Annotated in this window: 22 protein-coding genes; 13 read left to right on the top strand and 9 right to left on the bottom strand. The window is 30.0% G+C overall.

The genetic code is table 11. From position 1 onward, the window contains the following. Window positions 1-143 precede the first annotated feature (143 nt). Window positions 144-929 carry a hypothetical protein gene (locus HYY52_04840; GenBank protein MBI2996013.1) on the bottom strand — a complete coding sequence of 262 codons (786 nt, stop codon included), beginning with the start codon at window positions 927-929 and terminating at the stop codon, window positions 144-146. 68 nt (window positions 930-997) lie between these two features. Here HYY52_04840 and HYY52_04835 point away from each other — a divergent pair, with 68 nt between their 5' ends. The 3 genes from HYY52_04835 (at window position 998) to HYY52_04825 (ending at window position 4,864) form a co-directional block, all read left to right on the top strand. Continuing rightward, on the top strand, window positions 998-2,257 hold the full coding sequence (locus HYY52_04835) for a SpoIIE family protein phosphatase (GenBank protein MBI2996012.1): 1,260 nt from the start codon (window positions 998-1,000) through the stop codon (window positions 2,255-2,257). A 173-nt stretch (window positions 2,258-2,430) separates the two neighbouring features. Beyond that, entirely contained in the window at window positions 2,431-4,170 is a 1,740-nt protein-coding gene (locus tag HYY52_04830) for a PAS domain-containing sensor histidine kinase (GenBank protein ID MBI2996011.1), read from the top strand. Continuing rightward, complete coding sequence (locus HYY52_04825) at window positions 4,130-4,864, top strand: glycosyltransferase family 2 protein (protein MBI2996010.1); 735 nt, start codon at window positions 4,130-4,132, stop codon at window positions 4,862-4,864. The genes HYY52_04830 and HYY52_04825 overlap by 41 nt, the downstream gene beginning before the upstream one ends. A gap of 2 nt (window positions 4,865-4,866) precedes the next feature. Here the strand turns inward: HYY52_04825 and HYY52_04820 are convergent, their stop codons facing one another. The 4 genes from HYY52_04820 to HYY52_04805 form a co-directional block, all read right to left on the bottom strand. Further along, on the bottom strand, window positions 4,867-5,634 hold the full coding sequence (locus HYY52_04820; GenBank protein ID MBI2996009.1) for a type III pantothenate kinase: 768 nt from the start codon (window positions 5,632-5,634) through the stop codon (window positions 4,867-4,869). Between the two features lie 12 nt (window positions 5,635-5,646). Next, complete coding sequence (locus HYY52_04815; protein MBI2996008.1) at window positions 5,647-7,017, bottom strand: HlyC/CorC family transporter; 1,371 nt, start codon at window positions 7,015-7,017, stop codon at window positions 5,647-5,649. Window positions 7,018-7,207: 190 nt separating this feature from the next. Continuing rightward, window positions 7,208-8,089 carry a succinate--CoA ligase subunit alpha gene (sucD, locus tag HYY52_04810; protein MBI2996007.1) on the bottom strand — a complete coding sequence of 294 codons (882 nt, stop codon included), beginning with the start codon at window positions 8,087-8,089 and terminating at the stop codon, window positions 7,208-7,210. Continuing rightward, window positions 8,086-9,189 (bottom strand): acetate--CoA ligase family protein, encoded by a 1,104-nt coding sequence (locus tag HYY52_04805; protein ID MBI2996006.1) that lies wholly within the window; start codon window positions 9,187-9,189, stop codon window positions 8,086-8,088. The genes sucD and HYY52_04805 overlap by 4 nt, the downstream gene beginning before the upstream one ends. Window positions 9,190-9,521: 332 nt before the next feature. Between HYY52_04805 and HYY52_04800 the strand changes: the two genes are divergently transcribed. Together HYY52_04800 and HYY52_04795 are read left to right on the top strand one after the other, a co-directional pair. Next, the gene (locus HYY52_04800) at window positions 9,522-11,234 is read left to right on the top strand and encodes a hypothetical protein (protein ID MBI2996005.1); all 1,713 of its coding nucleotides are present in this window, start codon (window positions 9,522-9,524) and stop codon (window positions 11,232-11,234) included. 246 nt (window positions 11,235-11,480) lie between these two features. Further along, window positions 11,481-12,110, top strand: coding sequence for a hypothetical protein (locus HYY52_04795; GenBank protein MBI2996004.1), 630 nt, complete (start codon window positions 11,481-11,483; stop codon window positions 12,108-12,110). Between the two features lie 6 nt (window positions 12,111-12,116). Here HYY52_04795 and HYY52_04790 read toward each other — a convergent pair whose 3' ends face one another. After that, on the bottom strand, window positions 12,117-12,890 hold the full coding sequence (locus HYY52_04790) for an ABC transporter permease (protein ID MBI2996003.1): 774 nt from the start codon (window positions 12,888-12,890) through the stop codon (window positions 12,117-12,119). On the opposite strand from HYY52_04790, the gene HYY52_04785 reads away from it, so the two are divergent. Further along, the gene (locus HYY52_04785; protein MBI2996002.1) at window positions 12,889-13,689 is read left to right on the top strand and encodes a UDP-3-O-acyl-N-acetylglucosamine deacetylase; all 801 of its coding nucleotides are present in this window, start codon (window positions 12,889-12,891) and stop codon (window positions 13,687-13,689) included. The two genes, HYY52_04790 and HYY52_04785, sit on opposite strands and share 2 nt — an antisense overlap. 24 nt (window positions 13,690-13,713) lie before the next feature. Here HYY52_04785 and HYY52_04780 read toward each other — a convergent pair whose 3' ends face one another. Then, a complete protein-coding gene (locus HYY52_04780) occupies window positions 13,714-14,955 on the bottom strand; it encodes a competence/damage-inducible protein A (protein ID MBI2996001.1) in 1,242 nt (413 codons plus the stop codon). Between the two features lie 32 nt (window positions 14,956-14,987). Then, complete coding sequence (locus HYY52_04775) at window positions 14,988-17,171, bottom strand: adenylate/guanylate cyclase domain-containing protein (protein MBI2996000.1); 2,184 nt, start codon at window positions 17,169-17,171, stop codon at window positions 14,988-14,990. Here HYY52_04775 and HYY52_04770 point away from each other — a divergent pair. The 7 genes from HYY52_04770 (at window position 17,170) to HYY52_04740 (ending at window position 21,089) form a co-directional block, all read left to right on the top strand. Next, window positions 17,170-18,048, top strand: a complete 879-nt coding sequence (locus tag HYY52_04770) for a sugar ABC transporter permease (GenBank protein ID MBI2995999.1) — start codon at window positions 17,170-17,172, stop codon at window positions 18,046-18,048. The genes HYY52_04775 and HYY52_04770 overlap by 2 nt on opposite strands. Beyond that, window positions 18,045-18,932: a hypothetical protein gene (locus HYY52_04765; protein ID MBI2995998.1), complete on the top strand. Its 888-nt coding sequence runs from the start codon at window positions 18,045-18,047 to the stop codon at window positions 18,930-18,932. Before HYY52_04770 ends, HYY52_04765 begins: the two co-directional genes overlap by 4 nt. Window positions 18,933-18,946: 14 nt before the next feature. Then, window positions 18,947-19,525 carry a GerMN domain-containing protein gene (locus HYY52_04760; GenBank protein MBI2995997.1) on the top strand — a complete coding sequence of 193 codons (579 nt, stop codon included), beginning with the start codon at window positions 18,947-18,949 and terminating at the stop codon, window positions 19,523-19,525. Then, window positions 19,497-19,946: a tRNA (adenosine(37)-N6)-threonylcarbamoyltransferase complex ATPase subunit type 1 TsaE gene (tsaE, locus tag HYY52_04755; GenBank protein MBI2995996.1), complete on the top strand. Its 450-nt coding sequence runs from the start codon at window positions 19,497-19,499 to the stop codon at window positions 19,944-19,946. The genes HYY52_04760 and tsaE overlap by 29 nt, the downstream gene beginning before the upstream one ends. A gap of 13 nt (window positions 19,947-19,959) precedes the next feature. Next, window positions 19,960-20,280 (top strand): 30S ribosomal protein S6, encoded by a 321-nt coding sequence (rpsF, locus tag HYY52_04750; GenBank protein MBI2995995.1) that lies wholly within the window; start codon window positions 19,960-19,962, stop codon window positions 20,278-20,280. Continuing rightward, on the top strand, window positions 20,277-20,681 hold the full coding sequence (locus HYY52_04745; protein MBI2995994.1) for a single-stranded DNA-binding protein: 405 nt from the start codon (window positions 20,277-20,279) through the stop codon (window positions 20,679-20,681). Before rpsF ends, HYY52_04745 begins: the two co-directional genes overlap by 4 nt. Window positions 20,682-20,858: 177 nt before the next feature. Then, the gene (locus HYY52_04740) at window positions 20,859-21,089 is read left to right on the top strand and encodes a hypothetical protein (protein MBI2995993.1); all 231 of its coding nucleotides are present in this window, start codon (window positions 20,859-20,861) and stop codon (window positions 21,087-21,089) included. On the opposite strand, the gene HYY52_04735 is transcribed toward HYY52_04740, so the two are convergent. After that, a partial coding sequence (locus HYY52_04735) for a hypothetical protein (protein ID MBI2995992.1) occupies window positions 21,083-21,429 on the bottom strand: 347 nt, incomplete at its 5' end. The genes HYY52_04740 and HYY52_04735 overlap by 7 nt on opposite strands.

Here is a 21,429-nt window from a genome sequence, read left to right as displayed (position 1 = left end):
TCTTTATTTTCCAGTAATTCCTCAATATGGTTATTTCAAATGGCCTACAGAAAAATCTATTTTTCAGACCTAAAATGCTTTATTTGATCCCAATTCTGCATTCTACGAAAAAAATTAATTGTTAAGTTTTAAACTTGCGTCAATTATAAATCTTCAATTATTATTTTTGGTTGCATAAAAGACTTAAATTTTAAGTAAGCTGTGTTTAAGTTCTTATAAAAAGAACAATAATTTTTTTGATCTAAGTGTTTGTTTTTTTCATAATTTGTATAAGCCATGTAGTTTAAATAATCTTTTAAATTCATTTCATTCTTTTCAAGATAATCCAAGATATCTTTTGTGTTGTTAGCAGATAATTGTAAGTTTTTATATCTACCAAGCTCAGATATTGAGCTATATTTTTTACTTAAATAGATAGTTTGAGATCTACTTAAAATTGTAGGTAGTATGCTGTTTCTTGAACTGTTTGCAAAAATAAAAACAGTTTTTTCTTGAGCTTCCTCAATAGTTTTTAAAAGAAGATTACAACATTCGGGAGTTAGAGTAGTTGTGCTTGAGTTTTCAAAAAATATAATTCTAAAAAATCCTGATGTTATAGCTAATTGATTTAAAAGTTCTCTAATATCATCAATTTTAATTTGTTCTTTCTTGTTCTTTTCATCTGGCTTTATGGTTATAAATGCTTGTGGATGCTCATTTTTTTCTAACCACCTGCAGTTAATGCAAGTCTCGCAGGGTTCTTGAATATTGTTTAATTCTTTATTTTTTTCACAGTTTAAGATCTTTGCCAAATTTTTAGAAATTGAAAATATATCGTCTATATTGTTGCCAATAAATGCATATGAGTTGGCCAATTTATTTTTTAAGATTGCATTAGTTAAGAACTTTATTGCTTCTGGGTAGTTTTTAATTAGTTCTTCTTTAAACATTAAAATAATTATAGCTATAGAGGTAACATTTACTGTTAAAGTTAGTCTAATAAAAGTAAAAAGTAGATATGGATATCACTCAATTAAAAAATGAAAATATTGTTTTACCTATAGAGTTTATTTCTTTTATAAATGAATTAGACAAATTTTCTTCTAAAAAAGAAATTGCTTATGCATTAATTAATATTTTGCTTCCTAAGTTTTCTGCAAAGTTTTCATCTTATGTAGAAAAAAAAGAAGATTCTTTAAGTGTTGTTTGCCAAATTGGTGAAAGCAACTCTGTGAAAAATGTTTTTAATAAAGAAATGTGTGAACAAATTTACAACTGGGTCATGAGTCAAAGACAGCTAGCATCATTAAAGATTCCTGGTAAAGAGAATTTTATTTTTGTACCTTTGATAGATCAAAGTACAAGTCAGTCTATTGAACATGGCCTTCTGGTTTTTTGTATAGCTGATGATCTGATTGGGATTAACAAAGAATTAAATGTTGCAGTAAATTTGCTTTCAAAGGTAACAAGTCTCTTTATGACAAGGTTTTTTCGAAATGACAATGAAGCTAGTTTTTTAAGACTTCAAGAAGATATTAGTTCAGAATTAAAACTTACAGCAAAATTACAAAAATCAATTTCAGGCTCTGAGTCGAATGAAAAAATATTGTTTAGTGTTTTAGAAGATGGATCTTCTTGTTTTAATGGAAACTTTTGGTGGATAAGTGATTTGAATCCTGATATAACTTTAGTGCTTATAGGTCAAGTTGTTGGTGGACTCCCTTCTTCAATGGTGAGTGGATATGTCTTAGGAGAAATGAATGGTTTAAAAACTAGAGCAGAAATCTCGTTAAAACCTAAAGAAGTTTTAAGTCATTTAAATAAACAATTAAACAATATATTTAAAAGTACAGGAATTTCTGTAAATGCTTGGTATGGGGTTTTTAATGTTGGTGCTAGAAACGTTAGGTTTTCTAATGCTAATCATCCTGATCCTTTTTTAATTGGCCCAGAACAACAAGTTTCTAATTTAATTATTCATCCTGGTGAAAAAGGAAATTCACTTGGAATAAGTATGAGTTCAAACTATGAAGAAACTAGTTCATTTATTTCAGGTGGATCTAAACTAATTATCTGTACTAAAGATCTTTTAGAACAAGCTAGTAAAATTGGAAGTAAATATGATCCTACTTGGTTGCCAAGTGTACTTGAAACCTTAGGAGGTTTATCTTTAGTAGAATTAAAACGTGGCTTAGAAAACATATTATCAGAAAAACATTTACCAGGAACTGCACAAAAGCTATCGCGTCTTGCCTTGTTACTTGAGGTCTCGTCTTAATGAGGCCTTAGTGAAAGTATTTTTAAACTCAGCTATCAAGATTAGACTAAGTGGATGATTACCTTGATATTTATATAGAAACAGCTTAGTTCTTGAGGTAATCCTATACTTCTGAGGTACATAAAAGATAATCAGAGACTACTTTTAAGAACTATTAAAATGAAAATAAAAACATGAAGACTGTTCACATAAAAAAATCAATATTAAATTATTTTGAAGAAAAATTTAATTTTAAATTTCAAACTTTAAATTTCCGATTTCCAATTGAAACTTTGGATACTCTTTTAAAAAAATTTTATAAAGAATATGATCAAGCTGCGTTTTTAGTTCAAGCAAATAAAAATTTCCCCAATTTGGTCCTAAAGAAAATTTCTAAATCATATCTTCTTAAAGTTCCACTTGAGGTTCAAAGTAATGAACACTTATATATTGGTTTGTCTGATTTATTGTCGTTTTTAGTTTTATTTGATGAACCAAATCTTGATGAGAGAAGTTTTAAAGAGCAAAAATCCAGATTCTTTTTAACATTTGATCCAAAAGTAATAAAAGTAATATTTGATTACTTTTATGAAAATTATTGTCAAGGTTTATCGCTAAAAGAAAAGAAGCTCTTGATAAAACTTAAAAATTCTACAAACAATCAGTTAAATCCATCCTATATAAGCAAGTTTCAGGAAGCACTATTGATTAATGCTTTAAATGTTAATAATAAACTTAAACAATCAAAAATTATAGAAGCACTATCGTTTACTGACGAATCTATTGCAATAACTGATCTTGCAGGAAATGTTCTAGAATCCAATAAGAATTTTGAAAAACAATTTGAATCTGCAACAAAGAAAAAAACAATTAAAGATCTTTTGCCTGAAAGTATTTTTAGTTCTGCTTTAAGTGAAACAACAAGAAAAAATAAATGGCAAGCAGAAATAAACTTAAATATTGCATCAGGCAAATTAGAAACATTATGTATAAGTTGTTATTTGTTTAAGGATGATCTTGAAAGACCAACTGGCTTTGTTTTTACTTTTAAGGACATTACAGAATTAAAAAAGCTAGATAATTTAAATAAACAGTTAATTACAAAGTTACGAGAACAAAATATTCAGTTAAGCGAAGTAAATAAACGTTTAATAGAGGCAGACAGGATAAAAAGTGATTTATTGTCTGTAGTAAGTCATGAATTAAAAACACCAGTTTCTACAATTATTGGTTTTAGTGAACTTATTGCAAATAGAAAATATGATGAAACAACAGTCAGGCAGTTTGCTGAACAAATCAATGATTCAGGGAAAAAACTAGATAAAATTATTTCTGACTACTTGGATGTAGCATCAAATCAGTTTGGTATTTCAGTAAATAAATTACACACTATGCCTTTAAATTTAGTTGATTTAATAAGACATTGCTATAAAGAACAAAAAGCAGAATACAATAACTCAAACCTTGCTTTTGAAATAAATTGTTTAGGTTATGAACCAATTATTATTTCGGAAGCACAAAACATGCAAAAACTTTTTAGTAACTTAATTAATAATTCTTTGAAATACAGTCCTAATGGAGGAAAGATATTAGTAAAAATATTAAACGATGGAGAAAATGTAACTGTTTCAGTTACTGACCAAGGTGTTGGCATGACTACAGAACAAATTAGTCGTGTTTTTGAACCTTTTTACAGAACTGATAATTCCCTTACAAGAGAGTTTCCTGGAATTGGATTAGGCTTAGCCACTTGTAAAAAAGTTGTTGAATTATACAATGGATCTATCTGGTGTGAACCAGGCGTTGATGTAGGAACAGTATTTTATGTAACTTTGCCTGTAAATCCTAGCAAGCCTCAAGAAAGAAAACTAGTGGAACCTGGACAAAAATCAGATGTACAAACCTCAACTATCAGTAGCCCTAATCACTTTTAATGAAGAAAGAATCATTGAAAAAACTATTTCAGCAATTCATAATTGGGTTGATGAAATTGTAGTAGTAGATTCGTTTAGTACTGATAAGACATTAAATATTTTAGAGATGTTTAATGTAACTCTTTATACGGAAGAATGGAAAGGTTATGCTGCACAGAAAAATTTTGCATTGTCAAAGTGTAAGAGTGATTGGATCTTAGTACTAGATGCTGATGAAATAGTAAGTAATGCTCTTAAAAATGAAATAATTAATGTTGTGGGAGAGCATAGTAATAAAATAGGTTTTAAGATTAAACGAAAACTTTATGTAGGTAAAAGGTGGATTAAATATGGTGGTTACTATCCTGATTATCAGCTAAGATTTTTTAAAAATAATATTGGAGCACATTTTAAAAAAAGAGAGATCCATGAAAGCATTAGCTTAGAAGGAGAAATTGGTTACTTGAAAAATCCACTAGAGCACTATGCTTATAAGGATTTAAAAGATTATAAAAAGACATTAGAAAAGTATGCAGAACTAGCAAGTAAAGAAGTAAAAAATAAAAAGTTTTATCTCCCTCCTTTAAGAGCATCATGGGCATTCTTTTTCAGATATATCGTTAGATTAGGTTTTCTTGAAGGTAAATTAGGTTTTGATTTAGCTAATGCATACAGTAATTATGTTTACAAGAAGTATGAGTTAGCGAGGAAATAAAATTACACATAAGCTAAGCTTGACTCATAGCAGTAATAAATCCCTTTAATAGTTAAATGAGGATCATGTAGATCATAATTTTTATAGAACTTTGTAACTATTGAAGCATTTCCTCCAGTAAAAGCTATTTTAGGATTAGGATGTCCTTCTTTCTTAAATAAATTTAAGTAATGCTCAACAAGTGCAATTTGGCCAATTATTACTCCATTTAAAATTGCATCTTCAGTGTTTTTTGAAAGAGGGTTTAGTCTTGTAATTTTTTGTTCCTTTGCTAGTTCAACATGTGGAAGTGACAAAGTTTTACTTGAAATAGCTTTTAGTTCAATTTCACAGCCTGTTGTAATAATTCCACCAAGAAAGTTGCCATTTTGATCACAAGAAGTAATAGTAGTTGCAGTCCCAAAATCAAAAATAACAATGGGAGATTTAACATTTCCTAATGTGTTAAGTGCTGCAGTTAAATTACAAACTCTGTCAACTCCTAATGTTGGGTAAGTATTTTTAATTACACTTTGATTTTTTATATTTATTTCTACAAATTTTATTTGGTAATCATCTGTAATTGTTTGAACAGCTTCATTCATGTGTATTAATGCACCAGCAATTACTACAGGATAATTATTTTTCTTAACTTCACTCCATGGCAGTAAACTAAGTTCAGTATGATGGTTTCTTTTATAATCTTGGAGCTTACCATCTTGAATAAAGCTCCAGTGTATAGAAGTGTTTCCTACATCTATTGCTAGAATTGTGTTTTTATTTTGTGACATGATTTTTTTCCTTTACTGTCTTGGAACTGATGTTATTTGTTTTTCTTTTTTAAGTTTTTTGCTATTGTCTTTATTCTCTGTATTTTGTTGTAGCTTTTTTAGTCTAACTAGTTTAACTCTTTGTTTATCTTTTGTTTCTACTTTAAGAAGGAATCCATTATTTTCAACTTCATCTCCAACGTTTGGTTCTTTCCCAATTAACCCAAATGTAAGCCCTCCTATTGTGTCGTAATGTTCATTAGAAAAGTTTGTACCAAGTTTTTCATTTACTTCATCAATATTTAGATTCCCAGTTATGATTATATCTCCGTTTGGTAAAACTTGAACGGGCTCAAGAGCAGTATCAAATTCATCTGATATTTCTCCAACAATTTCTTCTACAATGTCTTCAATTGTTACAAGCCCTGAAGTACCACCAAACTCACCAATTACAATAGCAAGCTGTAAGGATTTTCTCTTTAATTCAGTTAATAGATCATCAATTGGTTTACTTTCCGGTACTATAATTACTGGTTTTGCAATTTCTTTTACAGGTATTTGTTTATTTCCTAAATGAATTTGCTCAAGTAAATCTCTTGTAGTAATTACACCTGCAATATTGTCTATTGAGTCCTCATAAATTGGAAGTCTTGAATGCTTAGAATCTATTACAGCTTGTACTGCTTCTCCAATTAATTCATTTGCTTCAATGCAAACTATATCTGTTCTTGGAGTCATTATTTCTCTTGCAACTGTATCTGGAAAATCAAAAATATTTGAAATCATTTCCTTCTCTGATTCTTCCAACACACCACTTTCTTGACTAACATTTAAAAGCATTTTTAATTCATCTTCAGTGTAAACAAATGTAGTTCTCAAATCTGTAATTCCAAAAAATCTTAAAATACTTGATGCTGAAATATTTAAAAACAATACAAGCGGACTAATAATTAATCTAAACGCTTCAAGTGTCCATATAAGTAAGAAAACAGTTTTTTCTGGACTTACAAAAGCTAAAGTTTTTGGTATTATTTCTCCAATAACAACATGAAAATAAGTTACAAGTAGTAGTGCTAATGGTAATGCAATTGAGTGAGCAGTAAATGTTGTCATTTCAGGATTTATAAAGTTTTCAACTATTGGAATTAAAAATTTTGCAATTGTTAGTTCACCAATAGCACCTAAAGCTAAGCTTGCAATTGTAATTCCAACTTGTGCAGCAGATATATAGCTGTCTATTTTATTTAGTGCTTTTAAAACTAAAGAAGCAGGCTTATTTCCTTCACTAACTTTTTGTTCGATTCTTGTACGGTTAACTCTAGCTAAGGCAAATTCCACTGCTACAAATAAACCATTTAACAGCACCAAGAACAAACCAACTAAAATTCCAATTACTGTTTCCATAACCTCAAGCCTTACTTTTAAGAGACTGCCAATGCTCTTTTTGTTTGAGTTTTAAAATTAAAATCCTGATTTTAGCTTTAGTATACAAGTAGATTAATAATTTGATGATTGCTTAAAGTAAATAAAGATATTAGCATATTGCAATATACCCATTATTTAAGTAATAGGATTAGCAAGGTTTAATTTAGTATTAATTAGTTATCTCTTTCATTGCCTTTTTAACTAAATCTGCTACCTCACTTGGTACACAAGCTACCTGAACATTTGCATCTTTAAAAGTTTTTACTTTGCTTTCTGCTGTTCCTTTATTACCAGTGATTATTGCACCTGCATGGCCCATTCTTTTCCCTTCTGGTGCAGTACGTCCTGCTATATATGCTACAACTGGTTTTTTAATTTCTTTTTTTATAAACTCTGCTGCTTCTTCTTCAGCTGTACCACCTATTTCTCCAATTAAAACAATTACTCCTGTATCCTTGTCAAAATTAAAAAGTTTTAAACAATCAACGATACTTAAACCAACTACTGGATCTCCACCAATTCCAATGCATGTTGATTGTCCAACGTTTGAGTTTGTTAGTGCAAGTGCAATTTCATATGTTAATGTTCCACTTCTACTTATCATCCCTACTTTTCCTGGCTTATACATTATTCCAGGATGAATACCAATTAAACACTCACCAGGTGTAATTATTCCTGGACAATTTGGTCCAATAACTTTTATGCCTAATTCATTTGAACGTCTTATAATTTTTACTTCATCATGTAGTGGAATGCCTTCTGTAATAATTACAACAATATCCATGCCTGCATCAAGTGCTTCATATGCAGCATCAAGTACAAAGTATGCAGGTACAAAAATACAACTAACAGTAGCTCCTGTTTTTTCTTTTGCTTCTTGAACAGTGTCAAAGACTTTAACACCAGAAACTTCTTGTCCACCTTTTCCTGGTGTTACACCAGCAACAATTTTAGTTCCGTACTCTAACATATGAGCTGTGTGAGTTCTACCCATGTTGCCAGTAATTCCCTGGACTATGACTTTTGTTTCTTTGTCAATTAGTATACTCATTGTTTTATAACAGATTCCTTCACGGCTGAATCTAAATCGTCAATTGATTGAATTCCAGTCCCTTTCATAATTTCTCTTGCTTTTTCTTGATTGTTTCCAAGAAGGCGGACTATTAATTTTCTATCTAGATTTTCTTTGCTAAAAACTTTAAGTGCTTTTGCAACTTCATCACAAGCAGTAATTCCACCTAAAATATTTATAAGAAGAACTTTAACGTTTGGATTATCAGCTACAAGTTTTAATGCTCTAATTACTTGATTTTGATCTGCTCCGCCTCCCACATCTAAAAAATTTGCAGGTTCACCACCAGATTGTTTTACAAGATCCATTGTTGCCATTGTAAGTCCAGCACCATTACAAATAATCCCAATTTTTCCTTTTAGTTCAACAAGATTTAACCCTACAATTTTTGCTTTTTGTTCACGCTCACTTAAATCAGTTAAGTGGCTTACTTCCCAGCCTTGGAAAAATGGCTGCCTGTCTAAGGCATCGTCATTTACTGTCATTTTCCCATCAAGTGCAAGAATGTTTCCATCTTTTGTAAAAACAAGAGGATTTATTTCTGCTAAATCTAAGTCATGGGCTTCGTAAAGAAAATAAAGTTTGTTTATAATTTCACTAACTATTGACAGCTTATTTTGTGAAAGCCCAATACTTTTTGCAAGTCTTCTTCCTAAATATGGTTTGTATTCGTTTTCAATTGGAATTATTTTTACAGAATGAGAAGATTCTATTTCAATTCCACCACTAGATGAGCCAAGAAGTATATGGTATTTTTTTGAACGATCTAAAGTAATTGCAATGTATAATTCTTTTTCAATTTCTGTTTTTGGTTCAATTAAAAGTGAACTTGTTTTAATCCCATTTATTTCAAGTGTTAAAAGTTTTTTGCATATTTCATAGGCCTCGTCAAGATTATTTGCAAACTTAACTCCTCCAGCTTTTCCACGGCCGCCGCTTTGGACTTGGCATTTAATTACAATAGGATAATTAAGTCTTAGGTTAAAAACTTCTTCTGCAATTTTTATAACTTGACCTTTTGGTACTGGGATACCAACAGAGCTCATTATTGTTTTTGCTTCATATTCAAATAGTTTCATAGAAGGTTAAGGTTTTTACCATTTTAACTTGGTTAAATTTAAATTTGTGGTAAATTTTACGAAAAATTAGATAAATCTCATACTTTTACAATTATAAAAAAAATATTAAGATATAGATGACAGTTGTATCAACTCCTTGATTAACTTTGTAGGTTAAAAAAGGGGAAATAACAAAATAAAATCTAATTAAATTATTAAAAAAAGATTGACTTGTAATTAATAAATAATTAATAATCGAATTAGATGTATAGCTAATTTGGTTAGAGATAGCTAGATAGTTTTGCATCTATATTTCAGAATAGTTACAAGTCAAAAAATATATAAATTAAAAAATGGAAGTTAAAGGGCCCAAACTAAAAGTTAAGTTCCCAGCTGGAGCACACAAAATACGGTTTTCTGGAAATCCTATTGATGGTGATGTGCAGCATAGCGTTGCTCATAATAGTTCTGCTTTAGGATCACAAAGCAAACTAGCATGGATAGCAGATAATCTTCAATATGGTAATCAAGGTATTCATGCCTTATGTGGTGCTCTTTTACCTGCACTTGTTGGATTTTGGTTTAATGCATATCATAGTGAAAGTTTAGCTGGAAAAATTCTTGGAAGAGCATCTAAAGCTTTGGGATCCGGATTACTTGGCTTTAGAGATGATGGAGCATATAACTTTTATGGTCATGGTGTAGAAAAATTAACAGATAAAGAAATTGCAGATCCCAAGCAAGCTATTGCACATCAAGGAGTTGCTTATTATGATGATTACTTAGAAAATGAAACTCAAAGAATACAGTATGGTGAGTGGCTAACCTCATGGTTTGGAAAGTGGGCAACTAAGACAGCAAAAGTAAAAACACTCCTTTATAGTGTTGGTGAACTTTTTGGAGCTGGTTTTGGTCAAGCAACTCAAATATTTGGTGATATGTTTGCAGCAGCTTGGTGGCGTATAAGAATGCTTGGAGGTGCTTTCCATGCTAATTTTGCAACAACAATGTTTTATGATATTCCAAAATTATTTATTGGTTCGTTTTTTAGTGGTGAAGAAGGTGTAAAGAAATGGGAAGCTAAGAAAAAAGAACTGGGGGAACTGTCTAAAGAATATTTTGAGAAACAAAACCCAAATGATGACAGCCACTCAGGGCTTGGATTGTATTTTAAGATGCTAAAAGACAGGGTTTACCAACACTTAAGAGGTTGCTGGAAACCAGAAGAAGTATTGAGAGAAAAAAGGGAGAAAGGGATAATTGCTGAAGATGAGAAAGAAGAAATAGCTGAACAAAAAAGGACATCATTTGTTGAACTTACAGCACCAATAACTGCATTAGTTGGATTACCACTTGTAATCTTTTTAGGTCCTATTAAAGCAATCACTGGAATATTTGGGATTCAATCTGGTTTTATGGATTCCATATATTCCTTAAGAAAGACTTTATCACTGGTAAATTATCAAGGGAGATTTATACAAGTTGAGAAAGAAGAAGGTTCAGTATATAAAGAACTTGAGAATTTAGTAAAGCCACAAAACCCTGATGAAGAGTCAAAAGCAAATGATTTAACAAAGGAGTATTACTATGCAACAAAAGCAAGATACCAAAACGCACAACTTGGTAAGTTAGTTGTACTTGGTAGTTTTCTTGAACCTGTTTTTCAATGGATGAGGTCAAAGAATCTTGACAGTAAATTTTTTAATTTCTTTACAGATACTTATACAATGTTTCACAATGTTTTCTTTTTAATGTTTTTTAACTCAAGAAGAAAAAACTGGGCAAGAATGGAATTAGTAAAAGAGCTGTTAAAAGAAGAGGGATTATTGGAAGGAGGAGAAATTTCAAATCAAATCCAAAAATCTAAATATACAAAAGAACAAGTGCAAACTAAATTAGCTCATGCTAGAAAACCAATGAATGAAGAAGATGAAAATCCAATATTGTCTTTTGGAGCAAAAGTAGCAGGAAGAGTTACTAGTTATGTAGAACCAATAGTAGAAGCAGTATCACTTAGTCCTCCTAGTGTTGTTGAAGAAGGTATTAGGCTAAGAAAAGTCGGATAAATTAAATATATTTAAGCTTCGTGCAAATATTGCTCATCTATTAGGTATTTATCAGTGTGAATATAAGATAAATTTAATAAATTAACTTAACTATTAAAATTTTTAATCCTGGTGTTTATGTTTGACAATTTTTAAAAAGGATTTTGATAAATTCTCTCTTGTTGTTGCACTACAAATAGTGTGTTTAATTTCAAGGAACACTAAATGTACAAATTAAAAGTTGATAATTGTGTCAGGTGAGAAGTAGTGAGAGCAGAGCCAGTAAGTCCAATTAAATCGAATCAACACACTGCAAGTAGCTTTGTTGGAGAGGACAACTTACACACAGATGATAGACAAGAGCTAAAACTTTTTCATGCAACAGCTGGTGTAGTAACTGTACCTGGTGTTTTTGAAGCGTTTTACCGAGCAGGTTCTAGATTTTTAGAAGCTTCGTTAGTAACTAATCCTTTAATTAGAGGACTTGTTCGTTTCCCAGTTGAGCTTGTAAGAAATGGTATAAGTAATTCTTTAACAGATGTTCTTGAAAATAAAAAAGTATCAAAACTTAATTGGATTAATAGTGCAAAGCTAGCAGTTACAAATTCACTAGCATCAACATTTTTTGAACCCTATAGATATGAAAGTCCAATAGCAAGGATTTTGGCTGGTGCTGCAAATATGTTGATTAGATTAGTCGTTCAAGTTTTCTTTGAAGGTCTGGATACAATTGATTCAATAACTGATTATATTTCCTCTGGTTCAGTTCCAAGAACTCTTTATACAGGAATTGAAAATCCAACAACTAATATTGTTACCAATACTGCTCAACAAGTTGTTGTAAATGCTTGGAGAAATATAAAACCTCTTAAATCATTTAAAGAGTCTTTTTTTTAAAGGTTCCTAGTCTAAATACATTAAATAATCTAAAATCGCATCCAGGCAAATAACTCCAACTGCTACATAAACGGTACTATATGAAGTCATAGTTCCTACTTCTTTTGCACCGCCCCTTGTACCTAAACCAAATGCTGTATGAATTGCAATTAAATAGTTTGCAAAAACAAAACCTTTTATTATTGAATACCAAATATCTTTTAGTTTTAATGCTCTCCAAACTGAGTCAATGAGAACTACATACTCAATATGAGCTAATGTGTTTGTTATAAATAATCCTCCAACCATTGAAAAAAAAGCTCCAATTAAAATTGCAATTGGCAGTGAATAAATCATTGCACAAAGTCTTGTTGCTACTAAATAATTTATAGGATTTACTTTTGAAAGCCTTATTGCAGAGACTTGCTCTGTAACTTGCATACAAGCAAGTTCAGCAGTAATTGCAGTTCCTGCTTGTGCACCAATTGCAAAAGTTACAAATACAGGAGCAATTTCTATAACTGAAGACAGACAAATTAAAGCACCAATAGAATCTCTTGCACCGTATCTTGCTAAGAAGTCTGATGTTTCAAGTGAGATTACCATTCCAGAAAAAGCAGTAGTTAAAATTACCATTGGAAGTGTGTTAAAACCAATAGATACAATTTGTTCAATAATTTGTCTAAGAGGTACTTTAAGTAATAAAATTTCAAGGTAGCTTTTAATTAACAATATAAAACTTAAACCTACAACCTGGAACTGGTATTTTAAGTAAGGGATATTTGGAGGTAAGATGTTCATGAATAAAATTACACATCAAACTACACAAAGACTACAAATACATGGTAATGGATTGTTCTCAAAAGATGAAGTAACTGTTTCAATAAATAAGGCTCCTGCAAATACAGGAATTGTTTTTATTTTAAATGGCAAAGAAATTCCAGCTTTAGTTGATAATGTTACTAACTCAAACAGAAATATTGTTTTAACAAAAGAAGAAGAATCAATTTGTTTAGTTGAACACTTTTTAGCTACTTGTTCTTTGCTTGGAATAAATGATATTAAAGTAACTACAAACAAAAATGAACTTATTTTTAATGATGGTAGTGCAGAGCATTGGCAAAAAGCTTTTTTAAAATTAGATTTTTGTAATAAAGTTATAGAAAAGTATGAATTAAAAAATTCGATTTTTTTAAAAAGCCAAGACAAAGAAATTGTAGCTATTCCACATAGTGGCTTTAAAGTTAGTTATTTTATGGATTGGCAACATCCTCTCCTTGGAAAAAAATTTGTTAGCTGGGTTCCATGTGATGGAGTTGAAATACTTCTAAAAGCAAGAACTTTTGCAACAAAAGAAGAAAATGATTATTTTGGAATGAGTGAAAGTTTGTTAACTCTTACAGAAGAAGGCTTTAATAAAAAATTAAATCATCCTTTAGAACCTCTTTATCATAAAATCTTAGATATGATTGGTGATTTAAGATTATGTGGGATTAATCCGCTGGAAATAAATATGCATGTGATTGGATTTAAAAGTGGACATGAGTTAAATGTAGAAATGGCTAAACATGTAAGGGCAACTCTTGCGGTTGCCCAATAGAAAGGGCAAGTGCAAGACCTGCCCCTACAGCTCTCTACCTATCCAATTCAAAGCAAATTGTGTTGCTAGCCACCTTATTTCTTCCCTTATGGAATTTTTCCCAAATAACATTTTTATTGTTTTGATTTTATTTTCTTTTGCTAATCCAAAATATACTAGACCAACAGGTTTAGTTTTTGTACTGCCACTAGGCCCTGCAATTCCAGTAATAGATAATCCTAAATTAGTTTTTGCTAGTTTTTTAACTCCAATTGCCATTGCCTTAGCTACTTGAAAACTAACTGCTCCGTACTTAGTTAATAATTTTTGAGGCACATTTAGTATTTTGTTCTTTGCCTCATTTGAGTAAGTAACAACATTTAATTTTATATATTTTGAACTGCCTGGAATATCAGTTAATCTTTTAGAGAGTAGTCCACCAGTACATGATTCAGCTATTGCAATTGTTTTATTTTGGGTGGTAAGTTTTTTTGCTACTAAACTTTCTAAAGTATCATTATCTTTGCCAAAGAAATATTTTTTTGTTTTTTTTAAGATCTTGTTTGTTACTTTTTGAACTAATTTTTTTGCTTTTTTAAGAGATTTTTCCTTTGATGTAATTCTTATTTTTACTTCACCAATACTTGCATACGGTGCAACAGTTGGATTTTGTAAATTAAAATAAGATTTAATTTTATCTGCAAGAGCTGATTCTCCAATACCTGTAAACTTTAATGTTCTTGAATAAATTACATTTTTTCCTGTTAGCTTTTTTAAATAAGGCTTAGCAGTATCTTCCCACATGTGATAAAGCTCTCTTGGAACACCAGGGAAGGTCATTATGAGAACATTTCCATCTCGAATTCTCCATTTGATACCATTTGCAGTACCTAATTTATTTGGTATCCACTTTGCATCTTTTGGTTTGTAGGCTTGTTTAATATTCATTGTAGGCATTTTTTTATAGCCTTTTAAATAAAATTTTTCTTTGATATTTTTAAGAACTTTCTTGTCTAAAAATAATTTTGTCTTAAAAAAACTACTAATTGCTTCGTGTGTTAAGTCATCAGGTGTTGGTCCTAAGCCGCCAGTTGTAATTATTAAATCTGCTCTATTAAGAGCTTGATTTAAAACTTCATGTATACGTTCTACATTATCTCCAACTGTAGATTGAAAATGTGATTCAATACCAAGTGACTTTAGTTCTTGTGCTAAATAAGATGCATTTGTGTTGGTTATTTGTCCAAGTAAAAGTTCAGTTCCAACAGATATGATTTCTGCTTTCATAAATTTATTACAAATTCTATAATACCTTATAATTATTTATTTTCAATATTCCAAATTGGCTTCCAGCCTTCCGGTAATTGAATTTGGTTTAATTTTCTAGATCTGTTTAACATTATTAATGAAGGTTTATCACTTGGTTTTATTTTTAAACATTCTTCCCAAAGTATAATTGCTCTATTTAAATCTTTGCTTCTGTAGTTTTTTAGAGCCTCATTATATTTATTGAGTAGTTCTGAGATATATTCTTCTTCTTGAATTAATTCAAATATATTTATTGGAATATCTTTTCCTGGGACAGTCACTGAGTCTATTTCTCTTAGGTGGAATTCTGCTGTTAAAAGTTTTGCAGTATTTTCTGAAACAATAATTGTAGTTCCATAAACTTTATTAATAGCTTCTAATCTGCTGGCTACGTTGACACCATCACCAATTGCACTAAATTGGATTCTTTGAGGAGAGCCTACATTTCCTGTTATTGCTTCGTCTGTATTTATACCAACTCTAATAGATAAACTTTCATCAAGACCTGATCTTTTCCATAGAGTGTTTAATTTGTTTAATTCTTCTTTCATTTCCAAACCACATTGAGCTGCTAGTGTAGCTTGGGTTTTACTATCAATAACTTTTGGTGAACCCCATAAAGCCATAATTGCGTCTCCTATAAACTTGTCTACAAGCCCATTATGTTTATGAATAATTTTTACCATTTCTGTAAAAAACTGATTTAAAATATTTACAACAATTTCAGGAGCAATCCTTTCACAAAATCCAGTAAAGTTTTGAATGTCTGTAAAAAGAACTGTTATTATTCTTTTTGTTCCTCCCAGGGCAAGTTGTTCTTGATCCATTTTTTCAATTTCATCTGCAATTTGAATTGGGACTAATTGCCTAAAAATCTTTGCTTGTTTTCTTCTTTCATGATCTACTATGAAGTACTGATCAAGGAAGTTTACAAAATAAATTGGTAAGATGGCTCCATATGCAGGAAATGTTGGTGGGATGACAAAATTGTAAAAAACAAATAAAATAAAACAAACTGACATATAAAAAATAGAAAGTAATAAACATAATGAAAAACATAGTACAAGCCTTTGTCTAAAAGCAGCAATAATAAAATTTGCAATTAATCCTGATGTAAATATTACTAGTCCAAATAAAAAAGGATGTATTTTAACTAAGAATGTTTTATCTAATAAATTTCCTAAAATAGTTGCTTGTATTTCTACACCAGAAAAGTTTGGTGTTAAGGCACTAAATGGTGTTGGAAATGAATCAGGTGATCTTATACTCTTAAATGGATCAATTGATGCTTTAAGTTTGGTTCTGCCAATTAGTACAATTTTATTTTTAAAAATATTATTTTCACTATTTTCACCTGAAGTTAGTTCAAGAGTTTTCCAGTAAGGAATAGTGTTTATTGTTTCAGCAGGACCATAAAAGTTAATTAGAAATTCTTTTGGGATTTTTGTTTTGCCAAGGTAAATCTCTTCTTTAGATGAAATTTCTCCTCGTTTATTAAGGTATTTTTGAATTGTACGAAATGCAATAGCACTTGATATTGGAGGATCACTATAAAACTCTGGAAATATTATTTTTGCTCTTCTTACAAAATTATCAGGATCATAAGTAACTGAACTATTTCCAAGATAACTGGTATCGTTGTTTAATGCTTTTAAAAATGGTGGGATTGGAACAACGACTTGGTATTTTAATTTAGATAATGGTTCTCCTTCACATGCAAGTATTACATTCATTGCTTTTGTTATTGATTTTGCAAAGATTTGATCATCTTCCTTTCCAGCATCAAAAGAAGTTTTTGCAATTGTTTGTTCTCCAAGAATGTCCTGGGTTTGTAGACTTAAAGGTGAAATTGTGTCAAAAATTATGTCGAAGATAATTAACTTTGTTTTAGCTTTAGTTAAGGCATCAACAATTGCTGCATGAAATTGTCTAGGCCATGGCCATGGAACTCCTACTTTATTTATAGAAGTTGCATCAATACCAACAATTAAAATATCTTTTGGTGGATTTGGATTTAATTTAAGATTATGCCTTGTTATGAAAAGTAAATCATAAGTTTTATTTTCAGTATCATGTAAATAATTACTTATGAGAGGCATATTTCCAAAGTACCAAACAAGTGAAATTAATATAATTGATAAGGAATAAACAGATGATCTGAGAAATAATTTTTTTTGTTTTTTATGTTCCATCATGACTAAAATCTCAAAATTGTTCTTGCTTCTTGTATTTTTATTTCCATGGTTAATTGGTTTTTTTGTATTTTTATTTGTTCCAATATTTGCATCATTTTACTTAAGTTTCACTGAATATGACATTCTTAGAAAACCTCTTTTTATTGGTTTTGATAATTATATGCTTCTTTTTTCTGATATAGTTTTCTGGAAATCTTTACGTGTAACTTTTATTTATGCATTTATCACCCTTCCTTTATCTGTTGTTCTTGGAATTACATTTGCTATACTTTTAAATCAAAAAATAACAGGGATTTCTATATATAGAACCTGCTTATATTTACCTAGTATTATTCCCTTAATTGCTAGTTCTATTATATGGCTATGGATTTTTCGAGGAGATGAAGGTGGCTTAGTAAACCATTTTTTAAGCAAACTTAATATAAGTGGTCCTTTATGGTTTAGTGATTCTAGGTGGGCATTAATACCTCTTATTATTATGAGTTTGTGGTCTATAGGAAATTCTGTGCTTATTTATTTAGCGGGTCTTCAAGATATTCCACAAGCTGTTTATGAAGCAGCAGATATTGATGGTGCTAGTTTTTTACATAAACTTTTTTTAATTACAATACCAATGTTAACTCCTACTATATTTTTTAATTTAGTTATTGGAATTATTTCAGTATTTCAATACTTTATTCCTGCATATGTGATGACTTCAGGAGGTCCACAGCATGCAACAACTTTTTATTCTTTATATGCATATCAAAATGCATTTGAAGATTTTAAACTTGGTTATGCATCTAGCATGGCATGGATTTTGTTTATTATTGTTGCAGTTTTAACCTTAGTTGCATTTAGAGGATTTGCTGGTAAGGTGTTTTATCAAGGGAAGTGATGAAAATAAAATATATTAAATTTTTTCCTTGCATCCTTGCTTCCTTATCTCTTTGCATTCTTCCTTTAAAAGCTCAAGAAGTAGTTACTGAAGTACCCACCATTACAGGGTTTCCATATAACTTGCAAAAATATACTGGATTTAACTTCTTGGCAGATTTTATAGCTGAGTCTGTAATTAAAATATTAATTAAAATTAAAACAAAAACTAAAAAAGTTTATGTTGATTTAGAAATTTATGACGGCTGGGATTTAATTAAAAAAAAAGCAAAATCCTTAAATATTAAAGTTAAAGATCTTTATATTAAATATATTCCAATAGAATATTTTGAGTTTAATACTAATGGACCCATTTACTTAAAAAAAAATAATAACAAACAAAATCAAACAGCAATTCCTATAAGTGCTTTTGTAAGCATAAAGATAGATTTAGAAAATGTAATCAATATTTTAAATAGCTTACCTAGAAAGGAGGGTGGTTTAAATAAGATTGAATTACCAATACCACCTTTTGGAAAAACTGAAATTGCTCTAAGAGATTTAGAGGTGAAGATTAATAATAAAGGATTTGTTCAAGCTAGTTCAAAAGTATTAAGTTTAGTAAGCCCTGATTCAGACCCTTTAGTGATGAAGTTTACAGGCAACTTAGTTGTAAAAGATAAAAAAATGATTATAGTTAATCTAAAAAGTGAAATTGAAGATATATTTACAATAGATTCAGAATCTGCTAAATCATTTAGTAGGTTCCTAGGAGATTTAATAAATCCTGTTTTTAATTTTAGTAAATATGAAAAAAATGGCCTTACAATAAGCAATATAGATACAATATTTGAAAATAATGTATTGGTCTTAAGGTTTGATATTAAAATGTTACCCGAGGTATGAGGTAAGTGAATAAAATGAAAAATTATTTTATATTCCTTTTTGTTTCTATATGCTTTCTTTTTAGTTTTACATCATGTTCTCTTGTACAGGAATCTAATAATTATGGAATTAGCAATAACTTACTTTTTAATGTTGGCTTGAAGGATACAAAAGTATGTTTTACTAAATCAAAAAGTGCTAAAGAGCTTTATTGGGTTTCTGTTTCCAGAAAGATTCCAAAGGATGACAATATAATAGAAGCTACTTTAAGAGAACTTTTTTTAGGACCCACAAAAAGTGAAGAGTTAAAAGGAATTATGACAGAGATCCCAACTGGTACAAGGCTAATCAAGATAGAAGAAAGTGAGGATGAAATTGTTATTGATGTCTCTAACCAGTACACAACAGGTGGTGGGGCAGCAACAATGCAGCTTAGATACTTACAAGTTTATAAAACATTAAAAAAATTAGCTCCTCAAAAGAAAATTTACATGCTTGTTGAAGGTAAAACTTTAAAAGCCATTGGTGGTGAAGGTTTAGAGGTTTCACAACCGCTAACTAAGGTTACTGATTACACTGAAAAATATGAAAAAATTGAAGATTTGCAACCGTAATATAAAACTTTCAAAAAGTCCAGAAGAAACATTTAACATAGCAAAAGAGCTAGCATTTAAAATAACTAAACCACTCTTGATTGGAATTAAAGGAGAACTAGGTAGTGGCAAAACCATTTTTGCAAAAGGTTTTGCTTATGGGTTAGGTGTAAAAGAATTAATTACTAGTCCTACTTTTTTAGGTATAAGTGAAAACTTTTCTGGAAGATTGCCTTTTATTCATATGGACTTTTACAAGAAAGTTGTAAATAAAGAAATTGTTGAAGGATATTTAAAAAAGAATTCAGTTGTATTAATTGAGTGGGTAGATAACTATGATTTAGTTTTTAATAAAAAATTACCTCTTGATATTTTTGTGTATATTCAATATGTGAATGATAATGAAAGACAAATAGCTTGTGTTATACTAAGTAACCTATAAAATTAAAGAAAATATGATTAAGGCTCCAGTAAAAAATACATATGAATTACTTCTCATCTTAAAACCAAATTTGAGAGAAGAAGAGTTAGAAAATAACATATCAAAAGTAGAATCAGCAATAAAAAACTATGGTGGAAATATTTTAAGAGTTGATAAGCCATATAGAAATCGTTTTACACACAAAATAAAAAGTTTTAAAGATGGTTTTTATGTTCCTATTCTTTTCAGCTCAACACCTGATGCTCCTAACATTTTAAAAAGGACTTTGTCTATTTCAGATGATGTTTTACGTTATATGATTGTACGAGGAGAACTAGGAGAGAATACAAAATGAGCTTAAGCAGTGTAACTATATCTGGTACCCTTAAGAAAGATCCTGAAAAAAGATATACTCCAACAAGTATTCCAGTTACGAATTTAATGATTGAAGTTACTTATGTGCCTCGAAGTTCTCAAACTGGAAAAGGATATTCAAGTCAAGTTGTACGGGTAAATGCATGGAGAGATTTAGCAGAAAAATGTGAACAAGAATTAAAAGCTGGAGATAAAGTTCTTGTAATAGGCAGAGTTCAGATTAATTCATATACAACAAACGATGGAAAAAGAAAAAGAGAAATTGAAATTGATGCTAATTCAATAATCTCAATTGAAGATATACTTACAGTAAAATTACCATCTACAAAAGAAACTAGTGATGTTGAAGTAATTACTACTGCTGAAGAAATTCCGTTTTAAACGTTAAATTCCCGGCTAACTTTCCTTCTTTACTAAAGCCTCACAATTATTTTTAGTATCTCTTTTGATTAAAAAAGTCATAAAAACTTCAATTTAACTAATTTTTACATAAATTTTGGTTAAGAAACTAATACATTTACTGTATATCAGTTAAGAAGTGAGATTAAATGCTTTGGTATGGGACTTAGAATAGATGATCAAACACTTTCACTTGCTGAGATAAGAAGCAGGAAAGATATACCACCAGTTAATTTATGCATTAGTCCGGAAGTAGAAAAAGAAGATGCCGAATGGTTAGCCCGTCGTGAAGCAGGTTTGCTTCCTGATGTGGAATATACAGAACAACAAAGCCGTGCAACTTGCGAATGGATGGAACTAAGATTAAAAGCTCGAACTCGTGACTATTGATCTTTCGTATCTTTTTGATCTTTAATTTTTTTAAGACATTCTTTTTCCTGTTCAGCAAGAAATTGTTTACCTTTAAGTTGTCTTCTTCTTGGGAAAAAATATAAGCTTAATCCATTTGATATTTCATATAAAATGGATTTTGTTGTTTTCATAAGTGGATTGCTATCGTCGAATAGTCTTACAAATGGCATAATTATATTTAAGTTATTTACAAACAAACCTATCATTGAGAGCTTGCATCTCTCATTTGCTATTCTTAGAAGCTCTTGTTTTTGTTCTTCTGTATAATTGTTTGGAAGTTTTAATTTTTCAAGAATTCTTTCACCCTCAATATGTTCTT

The sequence above is a fragment of the Candidatus Melainabacteria bacterium genome (assembly GCA_016193285.1).
Taxonomy (GTDB): domain Bacteria; phylum Cyanobacteriota; class Vampirovibrionia; order 2-02-FULL-35-15; family 2-02-FULL-35-15; genus JACPSL01.
The sequence above is the reverse complement of the archived record's forward strand: the minus strand, read 5'-3'. Positions and strand labels throughout refer to the sequence as shown.